The following is a 25,064-nucleotide window of genomic DNA, read 5'->3' on the forward strand; positions in this document are numbered from 1 at the left end:
CATTGAATGTTGCGCAAATAATCGGTCCGACTTCAGGGTTGAGCAATAACGGCTTTGACTTTGTCGCGCAGTTGATCAATCGAGAAGGGTTTGCTGATTACATGCATACCCGCCGGTACATCGATAGTTTCGGCGTAACCGCTGGCAAACAGGATTGGCAGGGTCGGGCGCAGCTTGCGGGCTTCGGTGGCCAACTCACGCCCATCCATACCCGGCAAGCCGACATCGGTCATCATCAGGTCGATGTGCTTGTCATCCTTGAGGATTTCCAGTGCCTGTTCGCCGCCATCTGCTTCCAGGACCTTGAAGTCCAGTTCCTCCAGCACATCGATGATCAGCATGCGCACGATGGCGTCGTCTTCGACTACAAGGATGGTGGGCGCGGGGGTGGACATAGTGGCGGCTCTCAAGAATGGGGGACGGGGCGCCGGTCGATCAAAAATGCCGGGCTCTTGCATGAGTAAGTGGCGCATAGCCACAAGTTCCCGACTGCATACAAAAAAAGGATAGGCGCAAACGGGCGGGCAAGGATAACTGTTGGGCCGCGATTCGGCGTAGGCAAATGTAGGAAAACAGTATTAAAGCTGTGAGAAAAATGGATCCATGGTGCCGTTTTGGGGCAAACTCCCTGGTTTTCAACAGTTCGACAAGGCTGCCACATGTCCTCTCCGTCTTCGGTTGATGAGCAACGGTTTCGCAAACTCCTGAGCCGCAACGTCAGTTTGCCGTTGGGCGTCGGCGTCATCAGTGCCGTGTTCTTCATTTCATTGATCACCTATTTGTTGTCTGTGATCCAGTGGGTGGAGCACACCGACCGGGTGATCAATAACGCCAACGAAGCGGTGAAACTCACCGTGGATCTGGAAACCGGCATGCGCGGGTATCTGCTCAGCGGCGACGAGCATTTCCTCGATCCGTACGAAACGGCCAAGCCACGCATCGCCGTGGCACTGAATACCTTGCTTGAACTGACTGCCGACAATCCGGCGCAGACCGATCGCCTGCGTCGACTTCAGGCGCTGCAGACCGAGTGGGCGACCTATGCGCAGTCGATGATCGATCTGCAACGCGCCAGCGGTGATTACAAGTCGGCGGTCAAAGCGGGGAAGGGCAAGCGCCTGACCGACGAAATACGTAAACAGTTCGAAGATGTGATTGAAACCGAACAGTTGCTGCGCGCCTCCCGCAACGAAGACGTTCGCCGCACCACGGTCTGGAGCATCAGCCTTTATCTGCTGTTCGTGGCGGGCATCAGCGGTCTGTTGGCCTATGTCGGTCGGCGCGATCTGCTCAACCTGTCGCAAAGCTATGGCGCGACCTTGGCGGCGCAAGAGGCCAGTGCAAAGCGTCTGGAACAGCAAGCCTGGTTGCGCAACGGCCAGACTCAGCTCGCCGAGCAAGTGCTGGGGCAACTGACGGTCAATCTGCTGGGGCGCAATATCCTGCAATTCTGCGCCCAGTACCTCGGCACCGCCGTGGCCGCGCTGTATGTGCGCGAGGAGCATGGCGGCCTCAAACGCGTGGCGACTTACGGTTTCTCCCGCGAACAGGAACAACAGGATCAGTTGATTTACAGCGATGAAGGCCTCGTCGGGCAGGTCGCCCAGCAGGCTCGGCTGATCCGTCTCGACTCGGTGCCATCCGATTACTTCAAGGTCAGCTCCGGTCTGGGCGAAGGCCTGCCACACAGTGTGCTGGTGGTGCCGACCAGTGATGACGACCGGGTCAACGGCGTGATCGAACTCGGGTTCCTGCGTCCGCTCACCGACCGTGATGTGGCGCTGCTGGAACTGATCGCCGGCAACATCGGCACGTCCATCGAAGCGGCGCGTTATCGCCAGCGTTTGCAGGAAGTGCTGGCCGAAACCCAGCAACTGAATGAAGAGTTGCAGGTGCAGCAGGAAGAGCTGAAGACCGCCAACGAAGAGCTGGAGGAACAGTCGCGGATTCTCAAGGAGTCCCAGGCTCACCTGGAAACCCAGCAAGTCGAGCTGGAGCAGACCAACGAGCAACTGGCCGAACAGGCCCAGACCCTGGCCGAGCAGCGCGACGCCATGGATCAAAAGAACAACGAGCTCAATCAGGCCCAGGTGCAGCTCGAAGAGCGTGCCGAAGAGTTGCAGCGCTCGAGCAAGTACAAGTCTGAATTCCTCGCCAACATGTCCCACGAGCTGCGCACGCCGCTGAACAGTTCGCTGATTCTGGCCAAGCTGCTGGCAGAAAACCCGCAGGACAATCTCAGCGCCGAGCAGGTCAAGTTTGCCGAGTCGATCTACTCTGCCGGCAACGATCTGCTCAACCTGATCAACGACATTCTCGACATCTCCAAGGTGGAAGCCGGCAAACTCGAGGTGATGCCGGAAAACACCAGCGTGGCGCGCCTGGCCGACGGCCTGCGCAGCGTGTTCGAACCGCTGGCCGCGGACAAGAAACTGACGTTCACCGTCGAGTTGCAGCCCGATGCGCCCATCACCTTGTTTACCGACCGCCAGCGTCTGGAGCAGGTGATCAAGAACCTGCTGTCCAACGCCGTGAAATTCACCGAACAGGGCACGGTCAGCCTGACCATCGCCGGCCAGCCGGACGATCACATTGCCTTTATCGTGCGCGATTCGGGGATCGGGATCGCAGCGGATCAACAGGAAAGCATTTTCGAGGCCTTCCGTCAGGCTGACGGCACCACCAACCGCAAATACGGCGGCACCGGATTGGGTCTGTCGATTTCCAGGGATCTGGCGACGCTGCTGGGTGGTTCGATCAGCGTCACCAGTGCGCCGGGGCAGGGCAGTGTCTTCACCCTGGTGCTGCCGCAGCAATACCGCGAGCCGGGCGACGCGCCGGTCGCGCCGCTGACGTTCAGCCCGCCCGCTGCCGCTCCGGTCATTGCACCCGCCGTGACGGTTTCGCCGCTGGCCTCTGTCGACATTCCACGTTTCAACGATGACCGCAATAAAGCGCCGTTTGATACCCGCTGCATTCTGGTGGTGGAAGACGAGCCGAATTTCGCCCACATCCTCTATGACCTGGCCCATGAACTGGGCTATCAATGCCTGGTTGCCCACGGTGCCGACGAAGGTTATGACCTGGCCAAAGAGTTCGTGCCGGACGCGATCCTGCTGGACATGCGCCTGCCGGATCACTCGGGTCTGACCGTCCTGCAGCGTCTGAAAGAACACGCCGAGACCCGGCACATCCCGGTGCACGTAATTTCCGTGGAAGACCGCGTCGAAGCGGCCATGCACATGGGCGCCATCGGTTACGCGGTCAAGCCGACCACTCGCGAAGAGCTCAAGGACGTGTTTGCCCGTCTCGAAGCCAAGCTCACGCAGAAGGTCAAACGTGTGCTGCTGGTGGAGGACGACGATCTGCAGCGGGAAAGCATCGCCCGCCTGATCGGCGACGATGACATCGAAATCACCGCCGTCGGCCTGGCGCAGGACGCGCTGGAACTGCTGCGCACGACGATTTTCGATTGCATGGTCATCGATCTGAAGCTGCCGGACATGCTTGGCAACGATCTGCTCAAGCGCATGTCCACCGAGGACATCTGCTCGTTCCCCCCGGTCATTGTCTACACAGGGCGCAATCTGACCCGCGACGAAGAAGCCGAACTGCGCAAGTATTCGCGTTCGATCATCATCAAGGGCGCACGCTCGCCGGAACGTCTGCTGGACGAGGTCACACTCTTTCTGCACAAAGTCGAATCACAGTTGTCCCATGAACGGCAGAAGATGCTCAAGACCGCCCGCAGCCGCGACAAGGTCTTCGAAGGACGCAAGGTGCTGCTGGTGGACGACGATGTACGCAACATATTCGCCCTGACCAGTGCGCTGGAAACCAAGGGTGCAGTCGTGGTGATTGGCCGAAACGGTCGCGAAGCGATTGAAAAACTGAATGAAGTCGAGGACATCGACCTGGTGCTGATGGACGTGATGATGCCGGAAATGGATGGTTTTGAAGCCACCATGGAAATCCGCAAGGATCCGCGCTGGCGCAAGCTGCCGATCATCGCGGTGACGGCCAAGGCCATGAAGGACGATCAGGAGCGCTGCCTGCAGGCGGGTGCCAATGATTACCTGGCCAAGCCCATTGACCTGGATCGCCTGTTCTCGCTGATTCGCGTGTGGTTACCCAAGATGGAACGCATTTAGTGGAACGTAGTAATTCCGTTGAGCGGAACAGTGAAATCGAACTGCGGTTGCTGATCGAAGCGATTTATCTCAAGTACAGCTACGATTTTCGCGATTACTCCGGCGCTTCGATCAAGCGCCGTGTGCAACATGCGTTGAGCCAGTTCGAGTGCGCGACCATCTCGGCCTTGCAGGAGAAAGTCCTGCATGACCCGACGGCGTTCATGCAGTTGCTGCAATTGCTGACGATCCCGGTCAGCGAGATGTTCCGCGATCCATCGCACTTCCTGGCGATCCGTCAGGAAGTGGTGCCGCTGCTCAAGACTTATCCGTCGATCAAGATCTGGATCGCCGGCTGCAGCACCGGTGAGGAGGTCTACTCGATGGCGATCCTGCTGCGCGAAGAAGGCCTGCTTGATCGTACGATCATCTACGCCACCGACATCAACCCGCGCTCGCTGGACAAGGCCAAGCAAGGGATCTTTTCGATGGAAAACGTGCGTGCCTACACCGCCAACTATCAGCAGGCAGGCGGCCAGCGTTCGTTCGCCGACTACTACACTGCGGCCTATGGCTATGCGATTTTCGACAAGAGCCTGTGCGAGAACGTGACGTTCGCCGATCACAGCCTGGCGACCGATAGCGTATTCTCCGAAACTCAATTAATTTCATGTCGTAACGTATTGATTTATTTCAATAAAAAACTTCAGGATCGAGCTTTCGGGTTGTTCCATGAATCGTTGTGTCACCGTGGATTCCTGGTGCTGGGCAGCAAGGAAACCCTCGACTTCTCAGGCTATGCCAACCAGTTCGAACCCCTGGTTAAACAAGAACGGATTTACCGCAAATCATGAACAGTGCCGCGGATTTGCCTCGGGTCGAGGCGATTGTGGTCGGAGCTTCCGCCGGTGGCGTCGAGGCGTTGCTGACCTTGCTTGGTTCGCTGCGGGCCGGGTTCGGGCTGCCAATCATCATCGTGCTGCATCTGCCGGAAGAGCGTCGCAGTCAGCTCGTCGAGGTATTCGCCCGGCGGCTGGCGCTGCCGGTCGCTGAAGCCACCGACAAACAGGACATCATGCCCGGCACCGTGTATTTCGCCACGCCGGGTTATCACCTGTCGGTGGAGCAGGATCGCAGCCTGTCGCTGAGCCTTGAAGACCGTTTGCATCATTCGCGGCCTTCGATCGATTTCCTGTTCGAATCCGCCGCTGATGCCTACGGGCCGGCGCTGGCCGCCGTGCTGCTGACCGGCGCCAACCACGATGGCGCGCGAGGCCTGGCCCAGGTCAAACGCCAGGGCGGGCTGACCGTCGTGCAGGATCCGGATGACGCACAGGTCGATACCATGCCTCGCGCGGCACTGAAAACGCATCAACCGGATTACATACTTCCCATACACGGCATCGGCCGTCTGCTTGTCGAGCTGGAACGAATCGCATGCTGAGTAATATCCAGGCAAAACTGCTGATCGTCGACGATCTGCCCGAGAACCTGCTGGCCCTCGAAGCGCTGATCAAACGTGAGGATCGCACCGTCTACAAAGCATTGTCGGCGGACGAAGCACTGTCGCTGCTGCTGCAACACGAATTCGCCATGGCCATTCTTGACGTGCAAATGCCCGGCATGAACGGCTTTGAACTGGCCGAATTGATGCGCGGTACCGAGAAAACCAAGAACATTCCAATCATCTTCGTCAGCGCCGCTGGCCGCGAACTCAATTACGCGTTCAAAGGCTACGAAAGCGGGGCAGTGGACTTCCTGCACAAGCCGCTGGACATCCATGCGGTAAAAAGCAAGGTGAATGTCTTTGTCGATCTGTACCGCCAGAGCAAGGCGATGAAGCAACAGGTCGAAGCGCTGGAGCAGAGTCGTCGCGAACAGGAGGCGCTGCTTCAGCAACTGCAAAGAACCCAGGGCGAACTGGAGCAGGCGGTACGCATGCGTGACGATTTCATGTCGATCGTCGCCCACGAAGTGCGCACGCCCCTTAACGGTCTTATCCTCGAAACCCAGTTGCGCAAGATGCATCTGGCCCGGGACAACGCCGCCGCGTTCACCCTCGACAAAATGCACGCGATGGTTGACCGCGACGAACGCCAGATCAAAAGCCTGATCCGCCTGATCGAGGACATGCTCGACGTCTCGCGGATCCGCACCGGCAAGCTGTCGATTCGACCGAGTCGCTTCGATCTCGCGCAGTTGGTGAGCAACTTGCTGCAAAACTTTGCGCAACAGATCGAGGCGGCGGAAACCACCGTTTCCTTCGAAGCGGAGAGTCCGGTCGAAGGCTGCTGGGACGAGTTTCGCATCGAACAGGTGATTTCCAACCTGCTGACCAATGCCTTGCGTTATGGCGCTAGAAGCCCGATTCAGGTGCGCGTCTATCGCCAGGGCAACCACGCACGGGTCGAGGTTCAGGATCACGGCATCGGCATCAGCGAGGAAAATCAGAAACGCATTTTTCAACAGTTCGAACGGGTCTCCGCCAAGACGGTGGTGGCCGGCCTCGGACTGGGTCTGTTCATCTCCGAACAGATCGTCGCCGCCCATGGCGGCTTCATCGTCGTCGAAAGCAAGATCAACGAGGGCGCCCTGTTTCGCGTTTGTCTGCCGCTCCAGGAAAACGGCGAAACAAACGCAACCTCTGAGTGACCGCACGGTCGTATCAGCAGCTATTGACCGAACAAAGGCTTCCCATGAGCGTAGATGCACAAGATGTAGTACTCGTCGTCGAGGACGAACCGGTGATCCTGATGGTGCTGACAGACTATCTGTCAGGGCAGGGCTATCGTGTATTGCAGGCCGAGAACGGCGAGCAGGCGTTCGAGATTCTGGCGAGCAAGCCGCATCTGGACATGTTGATTACTGATTTCCGCTTGCCTGGCGGAATCTCCGGCGTGCAGATCGCCGAGCCCGCCGTCAAATTGCGTCCTGATCTGAAGGTGATCTTCATCAGCGGCTATCCGCAGGAAATCCGCGAGACCGGCAGCCCTATCACACGCCGGGCGCCGATCCTGGAAAAACCGTTCGATCTGGATGTGTTGCAAGAGAAGATTCAGGAACTGCTGGCCTGAGGCGTGAACCGCCTCAGCTCTTGATCATTTCCCGCACCTTCGCCGTCAACAGATCGAAGGTGAACGGCTTGGTGATCATCTGCATCCCGGAGTCGAGGAACCCGCCGCGTACAGCGGCGTGTTCGGCGTAACCGGTAATGAATAGAACCTTCAGGTCGGGCCGGTATTGCCGGCCGATTTCCGCCAGTTGCCGGCCGTTCATGCCTGGCAGGCCAACGTCGCTGATCAGCAGATCGATGCGCTGCGGCGAGTCAAGAATGGGAACTGCGCCGTCAGCATCGCTGGCTTCGAAAAACCGGTAACCCAGCTCACTCAAGACCGCACTGACCAGCACCCGCACCGCCGGGTCGTCTTCAACGATCAATACGGTTTCGCCTTCCACGGCGTCGGGGGCCTGTTCAATGTCCAGCGGCTCATGCGGCAATGTCTCGCCTTTGAACCGTGGCAGATAAAGTTTGACCGTGGTGCCCTTATCAATCTCGCTCTCGATCGAGACATGACCACCGGATTGTTTGCTGAAGCCATAGATCATCGATAAGCCGAGCCCCGTGCCCTGGCCGATCGGCTTGGTGGTGAAAAACGGATCGAACGCCCGGTTGATGACGTTTTCCGGCATGCCGCAGCCGTTATCGCTCACGCTCAATACGACGTAATCGCCGGGCTCCAGATTAGTGTAAGCGGCAGTAAAGTCGCGCCCCAGCACCTGATTACCGGTCTCGACCACCAGATGGCCGCCGCTGGGCATCGCGTCGCGGGCGTTGATTACCAGATTGAGCAGGGCGCTTTCCAGTTGATTGGGGTCAGCCTCGGCTACCCATAGCTCCTGGTGCAGGCGCATTTCCAGATGAATGCTTTCGTTGAGGCTGCGTTGCAGCAACTCGCCCATCGATTGCACCAGATCGTTCATTTTTACGGCTTTGGAGTCCAGCGACTGGCGTCGGGAGAAAGCCAGCAGGCGATGAGTCAGGCCGGCGGCACGGTTGGCCGAGGTCACGCCGAGATCGATCAGGCTGTCGAGATCCTCCGTCCGGCCACGCGCCAGTCGACGGCGGATCAACTCGAGGCTGCCGATGATGCCGGTCAGCATGTTATTGAAGTCATGGGCGATACCGCCGGTCAATTGCCCGACCGCTTCCATTTTCTGCGACTGGCGCAGCGCTTCCTCGTTGTGCCGCAGCTGGGCGGTGCGTTCTTCGACTTGTTGCTCAAGGGTTTCCAGGGTCGATTGCAGGCGTCGTTCGCTTTCGCTCAGATCGATCAGGCGGTCGCGGGCTTCGTACTGTCGTCGTCGACCGCGAAGGGCGGTGGAGATCAGGCTGACCAGGGTCACCGGATGGAAAGGACGTTCAAGAAACGTCACGTTGCCCAGCAATTTGCTCAACTGCGACGAGGGTCCCTGTTGGGATCCTCCGTGGTGGGTCAACAACACAATCGGCAGATCCGACCAGGCGGGCTGTTGATCCAGATACGCCAGCAGGGTTTCCAGATCCGGGCCCAGCAAGGCTTCGGACGCAATCAACAGCAACCCGGCACCGGGTTCGAGTTCGGTGCAAAGCGTTCTGAGGTCGGGAGTGATCAGGCCACCGTAGCCCGCTTCGTTGAGGATCATCAGCGCAACCTGACTGTCGCGCCCGAGGGGGGCGAGGATCAACGCCCGTTCCGACAGTGGTACGGTGACTGTCACAAGAAATCGTCCTTAAGCAGCGGATTGCTCGCGCCGAGGTAGGTCGGTACGCCGCGCAGCACCCCCTGAAAGGCTTCCAGTGGTTCGCCGATGGTCATGCCTTTCGTGGAAATGCGGTATTCGCGAATGGTCGATTCATGGCTGCCGGTACGTTTCTTGATGATCGAGATGGCTCGGCGCACCTTGCCGATCGCTTCGAAGTAGCGCAGCAGAATTACGGTGTCGGCCAAATAGGTGATGTCCACCGGCGCCTGCATGTCGCCAACCAGGCCGTGTTGGGCGACGGTCATGAAGGTCGCGGCGCCCTTGCGGTTCAAGTACAGCAACAGTTCGTGCATGTGCAGCACCAAGGCGTTTTCTTCCGGCATCGCGGCCTGATAACCGTTGATGCTGTCGATCACCACGGTCTTGATGTCTCTTTCATCGACGCAGCGCCGCACACGGTGGGAGAACTCGCCGGGGGACAGTTCGGCGGCGTCGACCTGTTCGATCAGCAGATTACCGGTGGCTCGCAGAGCCTTGAGGTCGATGCCGATGTTTTTCATGCGCTCGAACAGCTGCTCCAGCTCTTCATCAAAGATGAACAGCGCGGCTTTTTCCCCGCGTGACACCGCTGCGGCCGCGAAGATCATCGAGATCAACGACTTGCCGGTGCCTGCCGGGCCCAGAATCAATGTGCTGGAGCCGGTTTCGATGCCGCCGCCCAAGAGCGCGTCCATCTCTTTTATGCCGCTGGACAGCTGCAGACGCGGGTAATCGCCCCGGTGCTCGGCCGCCACCAGACGCGGGAAAACATGCACGCCATCGCCCATGATGGTGAAGTCATGGTAGCCACCACGATATTTCTGGCCGCGATACTTGACCACCCTGACGCGTCGGCGTTCGGCGCCGTAGTTGGGCGTTAATTCCTCGAGCCGGATCACGCCGTGGGCAACGCTGTGCACGGTCTTGTCGAGGGATTCGGTGGTCAGGTCATCCAGCAGCAGCACCGTGGCGTCATAGCGCACGAAGTAATGCTTGATTGCCAGAATCTGTCGACGGTAGCGCAGGGAGCTTTGCGCGAGCAGGCGAATCTCTGAAAGGCTGTCGAGTACCACCCTGGTCGGCTTGAAGCGTTCGACCACCTCGAAAATCTGTTTGGTCGCCTCGCCCAGCTCCAGATCCGATGAATACAGGAGACTCTGCTGATGCTCGGCGTTGAGCAGGTTTTCCGGGGGAGTCAGCTCGAAAATTTCGATATTTTCGCCCAGCTCCCATCCGTGGGAGGCCGCGCCCTGACGCAGCTCATGCTCGGTTTCGGAGAGCGTAATGTACAAAGAGCGCTCACCGGCACGGGCGCCGGCCAGTAAAAAATGCAACGCGACCGTGGTTTTACCGGTTCCAGGCTCACCCTCCAGCAAGAAAACGTGACTGCGGGACAGGCCACCGGCGAGGATATCGTCCAGCCCTTCGATGCCGGTGGCGGCTTTTGCACTGATCAACGCGTTCGATGTAGACAAAAAATGCCCTCTCATGACTAGGGGAAACGAGGCAGCGGGCGCCGGACGCCGATTGGTACTGCTTGATTACTTGACCCTTTGCGGAGACTGCGGTTCCGAGTTTCTTGCCGGATGTGTCTGGAAGGCGGCTAGAGGCCTTGCTGCAACGAGGGATCGTCAGGGTTCATCTGCTCAAGCTGAGCCAACAGGATCTGCACATTCTGCAACTGACCGCTTTCTTTCCAGTAGTTGATCAGCAACACCCGCGCCTTGCGGTCGGCGGGGTGACGCTGGACGATTTCCTGCAACTGCTTTTGCGCCGCTTCCAGTTCTTCGGCGCTGTGCAGGGTGGTAGCAAGGTCGTAGCGGTAGTCCTTGTTGTCGGGCTCGAGTTCTACGGCTTTGGACAAACCGAGCAGGGCGTACTCGCGTTGATCGTGATGCAGCAGCCAGAGGCCCAGGGCATGTTGCAGATAAGCCGAATCGGGTTGGGCCTTCAATTGTCGGGCGAGCAACTGACGCGCGGCGTCGCTCTGGCCCTGGCGATCGAGTACTTCGATCTGCATCACCAACGCCGGCAGATTGCCGGGATCCAGGCGCAGGGTCTGCTCCAACGCTTGCTGCGCCTGTTTGTGCTCCGCATTGTGCAGATACAGGCGCGCCAGTTGGGCATAGTTGGCGGCGCTTTCCGGCTGGCTCTTGAGCGCCTCTTCCCACATGTCGATGCCTTGCTGCAACGGCGCGAAATACAGGCCCAGTTGATCCGGAGACAAACCGAGCAGGGCGTTGATTGCAGCAAAGCGTACGGTTTGATCCTCATCATCGAGCAACGGGCCCAACAGCAAACTGCGCTGACCGCCAGGCACCAGGCCCGTCACGCTTTTGATTGCGGCCAGTCGAACGTCCGGCGATTCGTTTTGCAGATCGGCGTCCGCCAGTTTCAAGGCCTGCGGGCTCGGGTAGTTGGGCAGCTCGGCGTGCAGCCAGACACGCCGTTTGACCGACAGATCCGGGCGCCCCAGCTGTTGGTATAAAACCCGCGCAGCCCCCGGTTGACCGGCACGCGCGGCGGCCAGCGCTTCGCTGTAACCGTGTTTGATCGCTTCCGGCACAACCGGCGCAGTGCTGCGCAAAGACAGCCAGGCGACGATCAGGACCAGCGCAAGGCCGAGGCTGATGAGCAAATAGCGGCGAGACTGAGGCATGCGAATTTCCGAAACTTTCGTTTTGCAGCGGAGGTCGCAAGCTTCTGTCAGCTCGCGCCGTGAGTCAAACACTGTGCCTGATATGACCTACTACAAGTGCTGAAACGCCCTACGAGCTTTGTGGCTCCCGTAAACCATCAATCCTTAATACAGTGACTACGCTTGCAGAAGTTGTTTCGACGAGGCTATCCATGCAGTCCCTGCTCATTTATTTCAAGGCGCTGATCCACCCCGGTCAGGCAGTGCTGCTGTTTGGTTTGCGCACCATCGTCGCCGGATTGCTGACCTTGTACCTGGCGTTTCTGTTCGATCTGGATCAACCGAAGTGGTCGATCATGGCCGTCGTTATCATCAGCCAGCCACTGGCCGGGATGGCGCTGGCACGCAGCTTCGGGCAAATCATCGGGACGACCCTTGGCGCGGTGGTGGCGGTGGTGCTGATGGCAATTTTTCCCCAGGCGCCGTTGCCGTTCATCACGACCCTGGCCTTATGGCTGGCGCTGTGCACGGCGGGCGGCACGCTACTGCGCTACACCAGTTCTCAGGCGTTCGTGCTTAGCGGATATACCGCTGTGGTAGTGGCGCTGCTGGCGATTCCGGATCAGGACGGCACCTTTTTGCTGGCGGTGACCCGGGTCACCGAAACCTTGTTGGCGGTAGCGTGCGTGTGCGTTGTCAGTCTGTTGACGGCGCGGCCCGAGGCGGTGTCGCGCAACTATTTTGCAAAGGTCGATCAGGTGATCAGGCTGGTTGCCACCCATGCCGCCGCTGTACTTCGCACCGAAGAAAGCGAAGCGGACTTTCAGCGCCGGCAAATGCAGTTGTTGGGGGAAATCAGCGCCCTTGAAGGCCTGCGCCGGCATTTGTATTTCGACGCCCCGCGTCTGCGCAGTGCCAACAATCTGGTGCTGTTGCTGGGTAATCAACTGATGCTGCTGACCTCGCGCCTGACCGCGCTGCGTCACCAGCGGGAACTGCTCACCGAGCGTTGGGAGGGCGATCTGCCGCTGGAGATCCAGCAATTGCGTGCAGAAGAACTGGCGCTACTGGACCAGCTCGCACAGCAAGGGCGCTCATTGCCGGCAGAGGCGCGGCACCAGTTCGTCGCGCTGCAACAGCAGTTCGAAGGGCTCGCCTACAGGGCCGAACAACTGACCGAAGACATGAGTGCAACCCTGCGTTCGCTGGCGTGGGCACTGCGCTGGGAGCAGGCGCGGCTGTTGCAGCAGTTGGAGCAGATTCTCGAACTGAGCGACGCGATACAGGAAGGACGCGAAGCCAGTTGCATGTTTCGTGGCCAGTCCAGCCCCTTGCACCTGGATTTCACCCTCGCGACGATGAATGCCATTCGCGCCTTCAGCGCGTTGCTGGTGGCTGGGCTGATCTGGATCGAGACCGCTTGGGACGGCGCGCGGGGCGGGATGATTCTGGTGGGGATTCTGTGTTCGTTGATGGCGACATTTCCGCGTCCCTTGATCGCTGCACAGAGTTACGCCCGAGGATTGGGACTGGCCTTGGTCGTCTCGGCGTTCTATCAATTCATGCTGGTCCCGGCTATCAGTGATTTCGAAATGCTGGCCTTGCTGCTCGCGCCTCTGCTGTATGTGATCGCGGTCGGACTGGCCAAACCGGCCACCACCGGTATCGGCATGGGCCTGGGGCTGTCGAGTTTCCTGATGCTCGGGCCGCAGAACGTCGGCACCGGGCAGAACACCGCCATTCAATGGTTCGAATTTGCCGGAGCCTACGTGAGTGCGGCGATGCTGGCTCTGATTGTTTATGCCTGGATTTTCCCGTTCCGCCCGGCTCTGCGCATCCGGCGCTTTTACAACGAAGCGCGGGAGCAGGTCTACCAACTGACCAAGAGCCCGGCCACCGATGAACAGCAATTCGCCTTCGAAAGCCGCATGGTAGATCGCCTGACCTCGATGCTGGGCGTGTTGCCGGCCGCCAACGAACGGGACATGCAGCGCCTGTATGAAATCAGCCTCGCTTGTGTAGCGCTGGGCGTGGCCATGCACCAGCTCAGGCAACAGGCGCAAAACAATGCTCTGCTTACGGACGATTTGCATAGGCAGCTGTCGACGGCATTGCGTCAGACCGGCCGTTTCGTCGCCGGCCGACCGGATGTACGCCTGACACCTTTACTGGCTACGCTGCATGCGCTCGGCGATGAGCTGGATGCCTTGCATGTCGCCACCCATGAGCACTTGTGGTCGGTATTTCGCATGCGCGTGGCCCTGTTGATCGTGGTGTCGTTTCTGGAACGACATGGCGAGCGTTTGCAGCCCGACCGATCTGAAGGAGAGCCCATCCTTGCCCATTGATTTCGAGATCGGCGGCGTTTACCTGCCGCCAATCGCTCAGGCCTTGTTGCTGGCCATACCGGTTTTTCTGCTGCTCGACTGGGGTTTGCGCCGGCTCGGCGTCCTGCGTTTTGTCTGGCATGAGGCGCTGTTCGAAGGCGCCCTTTATGCCTGTGTGTGCGCCGCACTGATTCTGCTGATGGGAGCCTGAAACCTTGAAGACGTTGCTCACTCGATTGACGACATTGGCGGTGGTGCTGCTGGCCATCGTGCTCGGCTGGTTTGCCTGGGAACATTACACCCGGGCCCCGTGGACTCGGGATGCGCGGGTGAGGGCGGATGTGGTGACACTCTCGGCGGATGTCTCGGGCCGCATCGTCACGCTGGCGGTGCAGGACAACCAGTATGTCGTCAAGGGCCAGTTGCTGCTGGAAATCGATCCGGCTCGCTACAGTCTGGCCGTCGAGCATGCGAAACGCTCGGTGGAGGTCTCCAAGGCTACGCTTGGGCAGTCGCAAGCGGCCATTGTCGCCAGCGAGGCATTGCTCAAACAACGCCAGAGTGAAGAGCGCCGGCGACGTACGCTCAAGCAAGGGTTCGCGATTTCCGGGGAAGAGTGGGAGAAGTCCAGCACCGATGTGGCGGTGGCCCAGGCCGATCTGTTGCGCAATCAGGCCAATCTCGGTCTCGCCGAAGCCAACGTGCAACTGGCGATTGCTGCATTGACCCAGGCTGAACTGGATCTGCAACGCACCCGCGTCGAAGCACCGGTCAGCGGTTATGTCACCAATCTGCTGACCCGGCAGGGGGATTACGCGGTAGCCGGCAGTGCCTTGCTGGCGCTGGTGGATAGCGACTCCTTTTACGTCAGCGGCTATTTCGAGGAAACCAAACTGCCACGGATCGAGGAGGGTGATCGGGTGCGGATCGAATTGATGAGCGGGGAAAAATTCGGTGGAACCGTGCAAAGCATCGCCTTCGCCATTGCTGATCGGGAAAACGCGCCGGGCAGCCGATTGCTGGCCAACATCAACCCCAGCTACACCTGGGTGAAACTGGCGCAACGGGTGCCGGTGCGGATTGGCATCGATCCCGATTACGCGGGCAAGGACCGACTCAGAGCCGGTACCACCGCGACGGTCACGGTGCTGGAAAACCATGAAAGACAGAGACAAAAAAGCCCCGCGACCGAATGATACGCGGGGCAAAAAATTTGGTTGGTTGCGGCCAACCAAAGGAGCTCTTTAAAAAAACGATTACTTGCTGGCGACCGTTTCTGGCTGCCAACCGCCACCGAGGGCCTTGTAGATCGCGACGATGCCGCGATACAGATCCACTTCGGCCTGGGCCTGGCTGTCTTCAGCGTTCAAACGCTCACGCTGGGCGTCGAGCAGGACCAGGAAATCGGTGGTGCCTTCGCGGTAGCGGATTTCGGCGAGGTCGGCAGCCTTGCGGCTCGATTCGCTCTGACGGATCAGCGAGATCAACCGTTGCTGACGCTTGCCGTAATCACTGAAGGCGTTTTCCGACTCTTCCAGCGCGAGCAATACTTGCTGCTCGTAAGTCGCCAGTGCGCCTTCGGCATCGGCATCGGCGCCGCGCAAACGGGCCCGCACGCTGCCAAGGTCGAACGCCGCCCAGGTGATGCTCGGGCCCAGTGCCCAGGCGTTGGCCGCCGAGGAACCGATCTGCGAACCACGCCCGGCCGTCCAGCCGAGGAAACCGCTGAGACTGACCCGTGGGAACAGGTCGGCCTTGGCTACACCGATACGCGCCGTGGCCGAAGCCAGTCTGCGTTCGGCGCTGAGGATGTCCGGACGACGCTGCAGCAGTTCGCCCGGATCACCGATCGGCAAGGCCTTGGCAATCGCCGGCAGGTCTTTCGGACTCAGGTCGACGGTCAGCTTGTCCGGACGTTCACCCAGCAGGGTGGCGATGCGGTTTTTCTGCCGGGCCTGTTCTGCCTGCAGCTGCGGCACGCTGGCTTCGACCGATGCCAGACGTGCATCGGCACGTTCGACATCGAGCTGATCGCCAACGCCGGCGTCACGCAGGCTGATGGTGATCTTGCGCGATTCCTGCTGGTTCTTCAGGTTGGCCAGCGCGATCTTTTCCCGCAGTTGCGCACCGCGCAGTTGACCGTAAGCGTCCACCAGTTCGGCAATCATGGTGACTTGCAGTTGGTACAGATCGGCTTCGGCCGCTTGCTGGTCGGCGTCGCTGGCTTCCAGATTGCGCTGGATACGTCCGAACAGGTCCAGTTCCCAAGCCATGTCCAGGCCCAGGTCATAGCGTTCACTATTGACCCGATTGGTGGTCTGGCCCGGGATCTGACCTTTGGCCAGATCGCTGCTGGCGCGGCTGGTGATGGTCGGCATTGCATCGTTGCTGGCGTCGTCGCGGATCGCCCGGGCGGCTTTCCAGCGGGCGAATGCCACGCGCAGTTCACGGTTGCCTTGCAGCGATTGAGTCACCAACTGGTTAAGGGTCGGATCGTCGAACTGCTGCCACCAGATGCCTTCGAATTTCGAACGGTCGAAGTTCTTCTGGCCGGCGGCGCCGCCGGTGGCGGACGTGATGTTCGCCGCCTCCGTCGTCGGGGTCTTGTAGTCAGGGCCGACGGCGCAGGCACTCAGGGCCAGCACCAGCAGGCTCGGCAGGAAGACTTTCAGACTCATTGGTGCGCCTCCAGTGGCTTTTGAAGATTTTGCGCCTTGGCCGCTTTGCGAGCTTCGCTGCGCTCCACGAAGTTGCGGATCAGCACATAGAACACGGGGGTCAGCAGCAGACCGAAGAAGGTCACACCGAGCATCCCGGAGAACACCGCCACACCCATGGCATGACGCATCTCGGCACCGGCACCGCTGGAGAAAACCAGTGGCACCACACCCATGATGAACGCGAACGAGGTCATCAGGATCGGCCGCAGACGCAGACGGCAGGCTTCCAGTACGGCGGCCAGCGGATCGAGGCCTTCTTCCTGCTTATCCTTGGCGAACTCGACGATCAGAATCGCGTTCTTGCACGCCAGGCCCACCAGTACGATCAGGCCGATCTGGGTGAAGATGTTGTTGTCGCCGCCAGAGATGATCACACCGGTGATGGCCGACAGCAGGGTCATCGGTACGATCAGGATCACCGCCAGTGGCAGGCTCCAGCTTTCGTATTGAGCCGCGAGCACCAGGAACGCCAGCAATACGCAGAGCGGGAACACGAACAGCGCTGTGTTACCGGACAGAATCTGCTGGTAGGTCAGGTCGGTCCACTCGTAGGTCATGCCGTTCGGAAGTTCATCCTTGAGCAGTTTCTCGATGGCTTTTTCGGCCTGGCCGGAGCTGTAGCCCGGGGCTGCTGCACCGTTGATTTCAGCGGTGATGAAGCCGTTGTAGTGCATCACACGATCCGGGCCCGAGGTGTCGCTGACCTTGATGAAGGTCGCCAGCGGGATCATCTCGCCCTTGTTGTTGCGTACTTTCAGCTGGCCGATCTGGTCGGATTCGAGGCGGAACTGCTGCTCTGCCTGAACGTTGACCTGATAGGTACGACCGAAGCGGTTGAAGTCGTTGGCATACAGCGAACCCAGGTAGATCTGCAGGGTGTCGAAGATGTCGCTGACGGCCACGCCGTGGGTCTTGGCTTTTTCCCGGTCGATGGCGGCATCGACCTGCGGCACGTTCACGGTGTAGCTGGTGAACAGGTTGGCCAGTTCCGGAACGTTATGGCTCTTGGCAATAATATTCATGGTCTCCTTGTACAGCTCTTCGTAGCCCAGGTTGCCCCGGTCTTCGATTTGCAGGCGGAAACCACCGATGGTGCCCAGCCCCTGTACCGGCGGCGGCGGGAAGATCGCCATATAGGCTTCCTGAATCCCGGCGTACTGGCCGTTCAAGGCACCGGCAATCGCACCGGCGGACATGCTCGGGTCTTTACGCTCGTCGAACGGTTTCAGGGTCACGAATACGATGCCGGCGTTCGGGCTGTTGGTGAAGCCGTTGATCGACAGACCCGGGAACGCTACGGCGCTTTCCACGCCTGGCTGTTTCAGTGCCAGGTCGGACATGCGCTTGATGACGTCTTCGGTGCGGTCCAGGCTCGCGGCGTCCGGCAGTTGCGCGAAGGCCACCAGATATTGCTTGTCCTGGCCGGGTACGAAGCCGGTCGGGGTGCTGGAGAAACCGAAGAAGGTCAGCACCATCAAGCCTGCGTACAGGAAGAGGGCGATGCCGCTGCCACGGATGACCCGGCGCACGGTACCGACGTAACCGTGACTGGCGCGGTCGAAGAAACGGTTGAACGGACGGAACAGCCAGCCACCGAAGATCTTGTCCAGCACTCTCGAGAACCGATCTTTCGGCGCGTCGTGGCCCTTGAGCAACACGGCGGCCAGTGCTGGTGACAGGGTCAGCGAGTTGAACGCCGAGATCACCGTAGAGATCGCGATGGTCAAAGCAAACTGCTTGTAGAACTGACCGGTCAGGCCCGAGATGAACGCGGCGGGTACGAACACCGCACACAGCACGAGCGCTGTCGCAATGATCGGGCCGGTCACTTCACCCATGGCCTTTTTGGTCGCATCGAAGGGGTTGAGCCCCAGTTCAATGTTCCGCTCGACGTTCTCCACCACCACGATGGCGTCGTCCACCACGATACCGATCGCCAGTACCAGGCCGAACAGCGACAGGGCGTTGAGCGAGAAGCCGAACAGGTGCATCACCGCAAACGTACCGATCAACGATACCGGCACCGCCACCAGCGGAATGATCGAGGCGCGCCAGGTCTGCAGGAACAGGATCACCACCAGAACCACGAGAATCAGTGCTTCGAAGAGGGTGTGAACCACCGCCTCGATGGAGCCGCGCACAAAGATCGTCGGGTCATAGACGATGCTGTAGTCCATGCCTTGCGGGAAGCTTTTCTTCAGCTCTTCCATCTTGCCGCGAACTTCGTTCGAGATTTCGATGGCGTTGGAGCCCGGACGCTGGAAGATCGGGATCGCTACGGCTGGCTGGTTGTTCAGCAACGAACGCAGGGCGTACTGACTGGAGCCCAGTTCGACGCGGGCGATGTCCTTCAGGCGAGTGATTTCACCGTTGTCGCCGGCGCGAATGACGATGTTCTCGAACTCTTCCTCGGAGACCAGACGGCCTTGAGTGTTGATCGACAGCTGGAAGCTTTGCGCAGTCGGAGCAGGGGGCGCGCCCAACTGGCCGGCGGCCACCTGACGGTTCTGTTCGCGAATGGCGGTCACCACATCAGTCGCGGTCAGATTGCGCGAAGCGGTCTTGTTCGGGTCGAGCCATACCCGCAGCGAGTAGTCGCCCATACCGAACAACTGCACGTCACCGACACCACCGAGGCGAGCGAGCTCATCCTTGATGTTGAGAATCGCGTAGTTGGACAGGTACAGCATGTCGTAGCGTTTGTCCGGCGAGGTCAAGTGCACAACCATGGTCAGGTCGGGCGAAGCCTTGTCGACGGTGATACCGATGCGCGTCACTTCTTCCGGAAGCTTCGGCTCGGTCCGGGTCACGCGGTTCTGCACCTGCACCTGCGCGTTGTCCAGGTCAGTGCCCAGGGCGAAGGTGATGGTCAGGGTGATCTTGCCGTCAGCGGTGGATTGCGAGGACATGTACAGCATGTTCTCGACGCCGGTGATGGCTTGCTCCAGTGGAGCCGCCACGGTTTCACCGATGACTTTTGGGTTAGCGCCCGGGAAATTGGCACGCACCACCACGGTCGGTGGCACGACTTCCGGGTATTCGCTGATCGGCAACTGGAACAGCGAAATCGCACCGGCGATCAGGATCAACAGCGACAGCACCGCTGCGAAGATCGGCCGTGAAATGAAGAATTGGGAAAAATTCATCGGAGTTGTCGTCCCTTAACCGCGTGGGGTCGCAGCAGCCAGTTTTACAACCGAACCCGGCGCGCCTTTGGCAGGTGCGACTTTGGGCAGGTTGCTGGCTTCCAGCGCTTGTCGTTGTTGAGCGAGAGCGGCAATGGTTTGCTCGCTGGCCATCGGGATCACTTCAGGCGTAACCGGGGAGCCAGGGCGAACCCGTTGCAGACCCTTGACGATGATCGTGTCGTCCTTGTTCAGGCCGCTGCGCACGATACGCAGGCCTTCGATCTTCGGACCGAGTTCAACGGCGCGGTAGACGGTCTTGTTGTCGCCATCCATCACCAGCACGAACTTCTTGCCGAGGTCGGTACCGACCGCTTCATCGTTGATCAACATGGCGTTGTAGGTGCCGCTGCCGACCAGTTTCAGACGTGCATACAGGCCCGGGGTGTAAGTGCCGTCGCTGTTGTCGAACACGGCGCGACCACGGATGGTGCCGGTTTTCGGATTGACCTGGTTGTCGACGAAGTTCATTTGGCCCAGGTGTGGGTTGCCGTCTTCATTGGACAGGCCCATATAGACCGGGGTGGTCGCGCCGCGCTGACCCTGACGGGCGAGCTGGGTGTATTTGAGGAACACACGCTCGTCGGCGTCGAAGTAGGCGTAGACCTTGTCGGTGGACACAACGCTGGTCAGCGGGGTGGTGTCGGCGGTCACCAGGTTACCGGCGGTAATCTCGGCACGGCTGACGCGGCCACTGATTGGCGCAGTGACGCGGGTGAAGCTCAGGTTCAGCTTGGCCAGGTCCAGTTGCGCTTGCAGCGCGCCAACAGCCGCACGGGCTTCTTGTGCAGCGCTGGTACGCGAGTCGGCCAGTTCGGCGGAGATGGCGTTGCTGGCGCGCAGGCGTTCGCCACGGCCGGCTTCGTTTTCACTGCGAGTGGCGTTGGCACGGGCCTGGGCAACCAGGGCTTCGAGGCGGCGGACCTCGGCCTGGAACGGACGCGGGTCGATCTGGAACAGCAGGTCGCCTTTCTTGACCAGAGCACCTTCGGTGAAGGCGACTTCGTCGATCTGGCCGGAGACCCGCGGACGGATTTCAACGGTTTCCGGCGCTTCGAGGCGCCCGGTGAATTCGTCCCACTCGTTGACCGGTTGTTCCAGCACCTTGGCCACGCTGACCTTGGCAGCAGGCATGGTGGCGGCGGTTTCCGGAGTCTTGCCGCAGGCGCTCATCACCAGCACGGCCAACAGAGCCAACGGGAAGCGCAAATGTTTGAGTGATTGTTCCATGGATGCATCCGCCAATGTATTGAAGATGGGCGGATGATGCTCGGCGGGTCGATAGCAAAACGAATCGAATGACACGAAGGTAACTATCATTCGGAATGATATAAGCCCGAGAGAAGCCCTCTAGCATGCGCCTTTCGTTAGGGGGCTATCAATTGGCCTGATGACAATTCTGTGTTGCGCGATCGGCAACTGTCGCAGGCGAAATTGCTGGGTGAGGATTATGCGGCGATTAAATGCTGCGCTGAAGTTACCGAGCCTCGACATCCTTGCGGAGCATATGGCGCTTGTTTACAAAGACCTCGCCTGGCTGCTGGATCAATACGCCAACATCAAGAGTCCTGTTACCCGGAACAGGCAACCTACAACATTTCGCTCTAACATGACCTGATACTCATACCTCGATGTTTTGACAATGCCGGACCCTTTGTTTATGAGAGATCTGCCCCCGACCGCGACCTTGCGGGCTTTCGAAGTATCCACCCGGCACCCGACGTTCACCGCCGCCGCGCAGGAACTGCATGTAACCCAGAGCGCGGTCAGCCATCAGCTGCGGCATCTGGAAGAGCTTTGGGGCTTGCAGCTGTTTGAACGGGGCAAGTCGTTACGCCTTACACCTGCGGGCGCTACCCTGGCGCCGATTGTGCGCGAGTTCTTCATGAGCCTTGAGGCGACGCTGGCCGACTTGCGTGAGCAAAAGGGCAGGGTCCGGCTCAGCGTCAGCACGACCTATTCCTTTGCGTTGAAATGGTTGCTGCCACGCTTGCCGAGCCTGGCCCGCCAGCACCCGGAACTGTTGGTGTCGCTGGACACCACGGACAAGGTCATCCATTTCGCCAGCAGCGAAGCCGATGTTGCGATCCGCTTGGGCAAGGGCAACTATCCCGGTCTGTATTCACAGTTTTTGTTCGGTGAGCAGGTTTTCCCGGTGGCCAGTCCCGAACTGCTGCAACGCGTCGGAATACCGAGCAGTCCCGCCGATTTGTTGCAGTTGCCGCTGCTGGCACGTGACGGCGCTGAACTGGCACCGAAATGGGAAGCGTGGTTCCAGTCCGTCGGGCTGGCGTTTTTGCCGCTGCGGGAAAGCGTCAGGTTTGGCGATACCAATATGACGGTCGAGGCGGCTTTGCTCGGCCATGGAATTGCTCTTGTGCGCAGCGGGCATGTCGAGAAGGAAATCGGCGATGGCCGGCTGGTGCGGCTGTTCGATGTGCCGTTTCAGTCACCGCTCGCTTATTACTTCGTTTGCCCCAAGGGCGTTGAGACGCAGCCGCACATTGAGAGTTTTCGCGAGTGGTTGCTCGGTGAGGCGCTCAAAGTGCAAGGCGGGCAGGTTTGAGGCATGAAGAATCGCTCATGGTGCAATGAGGAGCCTTCTCTGTAATCCGGCCGTTCGGGCTGCCTAAAATGGCCAATGCCTACTCATCTCGTCCTCCTTGTCCTGTTCGCCGCGCTGCTGCATGCCGGCTGGAATGCATTGCTGCGCGGCGGTGCCGATCGGCTCTGGTCGATGACGGTGATGTGCGTTGCAATCGCCATAGTCTGTGCAGTTGCCGCGATGTTCATGGTGGCGCCTGCGCCTCAGAGCTGGGGGTATGCGCTGCTGTCGGCATTGCTGCACGTTGGCTACAACCTGTTTCTGGTGCGCAGTTACCGGGTCGGCGATCTGGGACAGATTTATCCGATTTCGCGCGGTTCATCACCCGCGTTGATTACGCTCGGCGCCGCGTTGTTTGCCGGCGAAACCATCACCCCCGGCGAAATGCTCGGCATTGCGCTGGTGTCAGGCGGCATCATTTCGCTGGCTTTCCGGGGACGCAGCCTGTCGGTGCCCAGCCTGCCTTACGCATTGGGAACCGGTTGCTTTATCGCGGCTTATAGCGTGGTCGACGGCATTGGCGCGCGGCTGTCCGGTGCGCCGCTGGCCTACACGGTGTGGATGAGTGCCTTGTGGGGCGTGCTGATGCCGGTGGTCTACATCGTTCTGCGCGATGCCCGCAGCCTGTTTTCGATTCGGCCCGGAATGTTCGCTGCGGCAATGGGCGGGCTGGTTTCTCTGCTTGCCTACGCAATCGTTATCTACGCGATGAACGAAGCCCCGCTGGGCGCGGTGTCAGCCTTGCGTGAAACCAGCGTGCTGTTCGCGGCGTTGCTTGGCTACCTGTTCCTCGGTGAAACACTTACCGTCCGCCGGATGCTGGCCTGTGTGGTGATCGCCAGCGGCGCGATCATCATCGGCTGACTCGGCATCATCTGCTAAGGAGTAGTTTCATGGTTAACGTCTCGCAGGCTCCGCTGATTCTGATTACCGGTGGCAGTCGTGGAGTAGGCGCCGCCACCGCCCGACTCGCTGCTGCCCAAGGCTACGATGTTGCGATCAGTTACGTTGCCAATGAGTCCGCCGCGCTGGCGGTGGCGGCGGATATCGAAGCGATGGGGCGCAAGGCGTTGGCGATTCGCGCCGACAGTGCCGACCCCGAGCAGGTCGCGGGGCTTTTCACAGCGATCGACCACACGTTCGGGCGCATCGATGTCCTGGTCAATAACGCTGGCGTGCTGGCGCAACAGTCACGCCTGGAAGACCTGGGCTTCGCGCGCATGCAACGCATCTTTGCGGTCAATGCTCTCGGGCCGATACTGTGCGCCCAACAGGCCGTGAAGCGCATGTCCCTGCGGCACGGCGGTGCGGGCGGCGTGGTGATCAATGTATCGTCGGCTTCGGCGCGTCTGGGCAGTCCGAATGAATATGTCGACTACGCAGCATCAAAGGGTGCGCTGGAAACGTTCACCATCGGGTTCGCCAAAGAGGTGGCCCGTGAGGGCATTCGCGTCAACTGTATCCGACCGGGGCATATCTATACCGACATGCACGCCAGCGGCGGCGAGCCGGGGCGGGTCGATCGGGTCAAGGACTCGATCCCGATGGGGCGTGGCGGGCAGCCGGAAGAAGTGGCGCGGGCCATTTTGTGGCTGGCTGGTACAGAGGCATCATTTGTTACCGGTACATTCCTCGACGTAACGGGTGGTAAATGAGTCAGAGGCACGGATCGTCAACTCCTTGCGCTCGACTTCAAGTAACCGCGGGCCGCCTCACCTTGCGACTCAAGCCCGGTGTCCTGCCCGTAATGCGCTTGAATGCACGACTGAAAGCAGCCTGGGAGGTATAACCCAAACGCTGCGCCACCTCTTCGATCGGCAGCCTCTCGAGCGTCAGCCACTGGCTTGCAAGCCGCATTCGTAGTTCGGTCACGTAGCGCAGCGGAGTCATGCCAATCGTGACCTGGAAGCGCTCCGCGAATACCGAGCGCGAGGTATTGCTGTGCTCTGCCAACTGCGCAACGGTCCAGTCGCGGCCCGGTTGTTGATGGAGCGCAAGCAGTGCACCGGCCAGGCGTGGATCGCGCAAGGCGGCGATCAGCCCCGAAGCATTGCCGCAGGCGCACTCCACCCAGCCGCGAACAACCATCGCGGCCACCACGTCGGCCAACCGCGCGAGGATGCCGGCAAAGCCCACGCGGGCGGCGCTGACCTCGCGCTCCATGGTGGTCAGGATCGGTACCAGCCCGGGATAACGCTGGCCACCGGCATCAATCAGCATCAGACCCGGCATCAGCCGGCCAAGGCCATGGATACTGCCCAGTTCAAACTCCATGCAACCGCTGAACAAAAGAGTGCTCGGCGTGGGGCTGGCATCGGCTCCGGTATCCACCGCGCTGACGGTGTCACCCAAGGTTTCGCCGTCTAGACCGTCGATGTCTTGAACAGGCGCGTCCGGATGGGAAAACAGTTGATGAGCCGCGCCATGGGAGATGAACACGGCGTTGCCGGCAGACAGCGCGTACCTGTTGCCGTCCTCCATTCGCAATTCCGCATTGCCGACGGCCATGAAGTGGAACCAGGCGTGCCCAGGTTTTTCCGCGAAGCTCAATCCGAACGTTGGACCCGCCTGGATACGCCGGTATTCAACGCCTCGCAGGCGCATGCCACGCAACAGCTCGTTGATGAGGTCCGAGGAAAGAGCAAACTGGTCTGCAGACATCGTTCAGGGGTTCTGA

At 60.0% G+C, this 25,064-nt stretch carries 19 protein-coding genes; 11 read left to right on the forward strand and 8 right to left on the reverse strand.

The window, feature by feature from the left end:
- Positions 1–32: 32 nt before the first annotated feature.
- Entirely contained in the window at positions 33–395 is a 363-nt protein-coding gene (locus CAF76_RS01095; RefSeq protein ID WP_085646515.1) for a response regulator, read from the reverse strand.
- Between the two features lie 264 nt (positions 396–659).
- On the opposite strand from CAF76_RS01095, the gene CAF76_RS01100 reads away from it, so the two are divergent.
- From CAF76_RS01100 to CAF76_RS01120, 5 genes are read left to right on the forward strand one after another with little or no spacing between them, the layout of a single operon-like run.
- Positions 660–4,151, forward strand: coding sequence for a response regulator (locus CAF76_RS01100; RefSeq protein WP_085646516.1), 3,492 nt, complete (start codon positions 660–662; stop codon positions 4,149–4,151).
- Positions 4,151–4,984, forward strand: a complete 834-nt coding sequence (locus CAF76_RS01105) for a protein-glutamate O-methyltransferase CheR (protein WP_064596454.1) — start codon at positions 4,151–4,153, stop codon at positions 4,982–4,984. Before CAF76_RS01100 ends, CAF76_RS01105 begins: the two co-directional genes overlap by 1 nt.
- Entirely contained in the window at positions 4,981–5,574 is a 594-nt protein-coding gene (locus CAF76_RS01110; RefSeq protein WP_085646517.1) for a chemotaxis protein CheB, read from the forward strand. The genes CAF76_RS01105 and CAF76_RS01110 overlap by 4 nt, the downstream gene beginning before the upstream one ends.
- Positions 5,568–6,782: a hybrid sensor histidine kinase/response regulator gene (locus tag CAF76_RS01115; RefSeq protein WP_085610240.1), complete on the forward strand. Its 1,215-nt coding sequence runs from the start codon at positions 5,568–5,570 to the stop codon at positions 6,780–6,782. The genes CAF76_RS01110 and CAF76_RS01115 overlap by 7 nt, the downstream gene beginning before the upstream one ends.
- Positions 6,783–6,826: 44 nt before the next feature.
- Entirely contained in the window at positions 6,827–7,204 is a 378-nt protein-coding gene (locus CAF76_RS01120; RefSeq protein ID WP_007954537.1) for a response regulator, read from the forward strand.
- Between the two features lie 13 nt (positions 7,205–7,217).
- Here the strand turns inward: CAF76_RS01120 and CAF76_RS01125 are convergent, their stop codons facing one another.
- The 3 genes from CAF76_RS01125 to CAF76_RS01135 all read right to left on the reverse strand — a co-directional run bounded on the left by CAF76_RS01125 (position 7,218) and on the right by CAF76_RS01135 (position 11,571).
- Positions 7,218–8,888 (reverse strand): ATP-binding protein, encoded by a 1,671-nt coding sequence (locus tag CAF76_RS01125; protein ID WP_085646518.1) that lies wholly within the window; start codon positions 8,886–8,888, stop codon positions 7,218–7,220.
- A complete protein-coding gene (locus CAF76_RS01130; protein WP_064596462.1) occupies positions 8,885–10,387 on the reverse strand; it encodes an ATPase domain-containing protein in 1,503 nt (500 codons plus the stop codon). Before CAF76_RS01130 ends, CAF76_RS01125 begins: the two co-directional genes overlap by 4 nt.
- Before the next feature lie 128 nt (positions 10,388–10,515).
- Entirely contained in the window at positions 10,516–11,571 is a 1,056-nt protein-coding gene (locus tag CAF76_RS01135; protein ID WP_085646519.1) for a tetratricopeptide repeat protein, read from the reverse strand.
- A 191-nt stretch (positions 11,572–11,762) separates the two neighbouring features.
- Between CAF76_RS01135 and CAF76_RS01140 the strand changes: the two genes are divergently transcribed.
- From CAF76_RS01140 to CAF76_RS01150, 3 genes are read left to right on the forward strand one after another with little or no spacing between them, the layout of a single operon-like run.
- Positions 11,763–13,898: an FUSC family protein gene (locus tag CAF76_RS01140; protein ID WP_085646520.1), complete on the forward strand. Its 2,136-nt coding sequence runs from the start codon at positions 11,763–11,765 to the stop codon at positions 13,896–13,898.
- Complete coding sequence (locus CAF76_RS01145) at positions 13,888–14,088, forward strand: DUF1656 domain-containing protein (protein WP_039768281.1); 201 nt, start codon at positions 13,888–13,890, stop codon at positions 14,086–14,088. The genes CAF76_RS01140 and CAF76_RS01145 overlap by 11 nt, the downstream gene beginning before the upstream one ends.
- A 4-nt stretch (positions 14,089–14,092) precedes the next feature.
- Positions 14,093–15,073, forward strand: coding sequence for an HlyD family secretion protein (locus CAF76_RS01150; protein ID WP_085610246.1), 981 nt, complete (start codon positions 14,093–14,095; stop codon positions 15,071–15,073).
- A gap of 60 nt (positions 15,074–15,133) precedes the next feature.
- On the opposite strand, the gene CAF76_RS01155 is transcribed toward CAF76_RS01150, so the two are convergent.
- Genes CAF76_RS01155 through mexE form a run of 3 tightly spaced genes read right to left on the reverse strand, consistent with a single transcriptional unit; the run spans position 15,134 to position 21,012 of the window.
- On the reverse strand, positions 15,134–16,555 hold the full coding sequence (locus CAF76_RS01155) for an efflux transporter outer membrane subunit (RefSeq protein WP_085646521.1): 1,422 nt from the start codon (positions 16,553–16,555) through the stop codon (positions 15,134–15,136).
- Positions 16,552–19,743 carry an efflux RND transporter permease subunit gene (locus CAF76_RS01160; protein WP_064596472.1) on the reverse strand — a complete coding sequence of 1,064 codons (3,192 nt, stop codon included), beginning with the start codon at positions 19,741–19,743 and terminating at the stop codon, positions 16,552–16,554. The genes CAF76_RS01155 and CAF76_RS01160 overlap by 4 nt, the downstream gene beginning before the upstream one ends.
- A 15-nt stretch (positions 19,744–19,758) precedes the next feature.
- Complete coding sequence (mexE, locus tag CAF76_RS01165; RefSeq protein ID WP_064596473.1) at positions 19,759–21,012, reverse strand: multidrug efflux RND transporter periplasmic adaptor subunit MexE; 1,254 nt, start codon at positions 21,010–21,012, stop codon at positions 19,759–19,761.
- 430 nt (positions 21,013–21,442) lie between these two features.
- Between mexE and gcvA the strand changes: the two genes are divergently transcribed.
- The 3 genes from gcvA (at position 21,443) to CAF76_RS01180 (ending at position 24,042) form a co-directional block, all read left to right on the forward strand.
- A complete protein-coding gene (gcvA, locus tag CAF76_RS01170) occupies positions 21,443–22,348 on the forward strand; it encodes a transcriptional regulator GcvA (protein ID WP_085646522.1) in 906 nt (301 codons plus the stop codon).
- 75 nt (positions 22,349–22,423) lie between these two features.
- Positions 22,424–23,251, forward strand: coding sequence for an EamA family transporter (locus CAF76_RS01175; RefSeq protein ID WP_085646523.1), 828 nt, complete (start codon positions 22,424–22,426; stop codon positions 23,249–23,251).
- Positions 23,252–23,280: 29 nt separating this feature from the next.
- Positions 23,281–24,042, forward strand: a complete 762-nt coding sequence (locus CAF76_RS01180) for an SDR family oxidoreductase (protein ID WP_085646524.1) — start codon at positions 23,281–23,283, stop codon at positions 24,040–24,042.
- A gap of 37 nt (positions 24,043–24,079) precedes the next feature.
- On the opposite strand, the gene CAF76_RS01185 is transcribed toward CAF76_RS01180, so the two are convergent.
- Complete coding sequence (locus tag CAF76_RS01185) at positions 24,080–25,048, reverse strand: AraC family transcriptional regulator (protein WP_085646525.1); 969 nt, start codon at positions 25,046–25,048, stop codon at positions 24,080–24,082.
- Positions 25,049–25,064 lie beyond the last annotated feature (16 nt).

It is taken from the genome of Pseudomonas sp. B40(2017), from assembly GCF_002112855.1.
Lineage (GTDB): Bacteria > Pseudomonadota > Gammaproteobacteria > Pseudomonadales > Pseudomonadaceae > Aquipseudomonas > Aquipseudomonas pharyngis.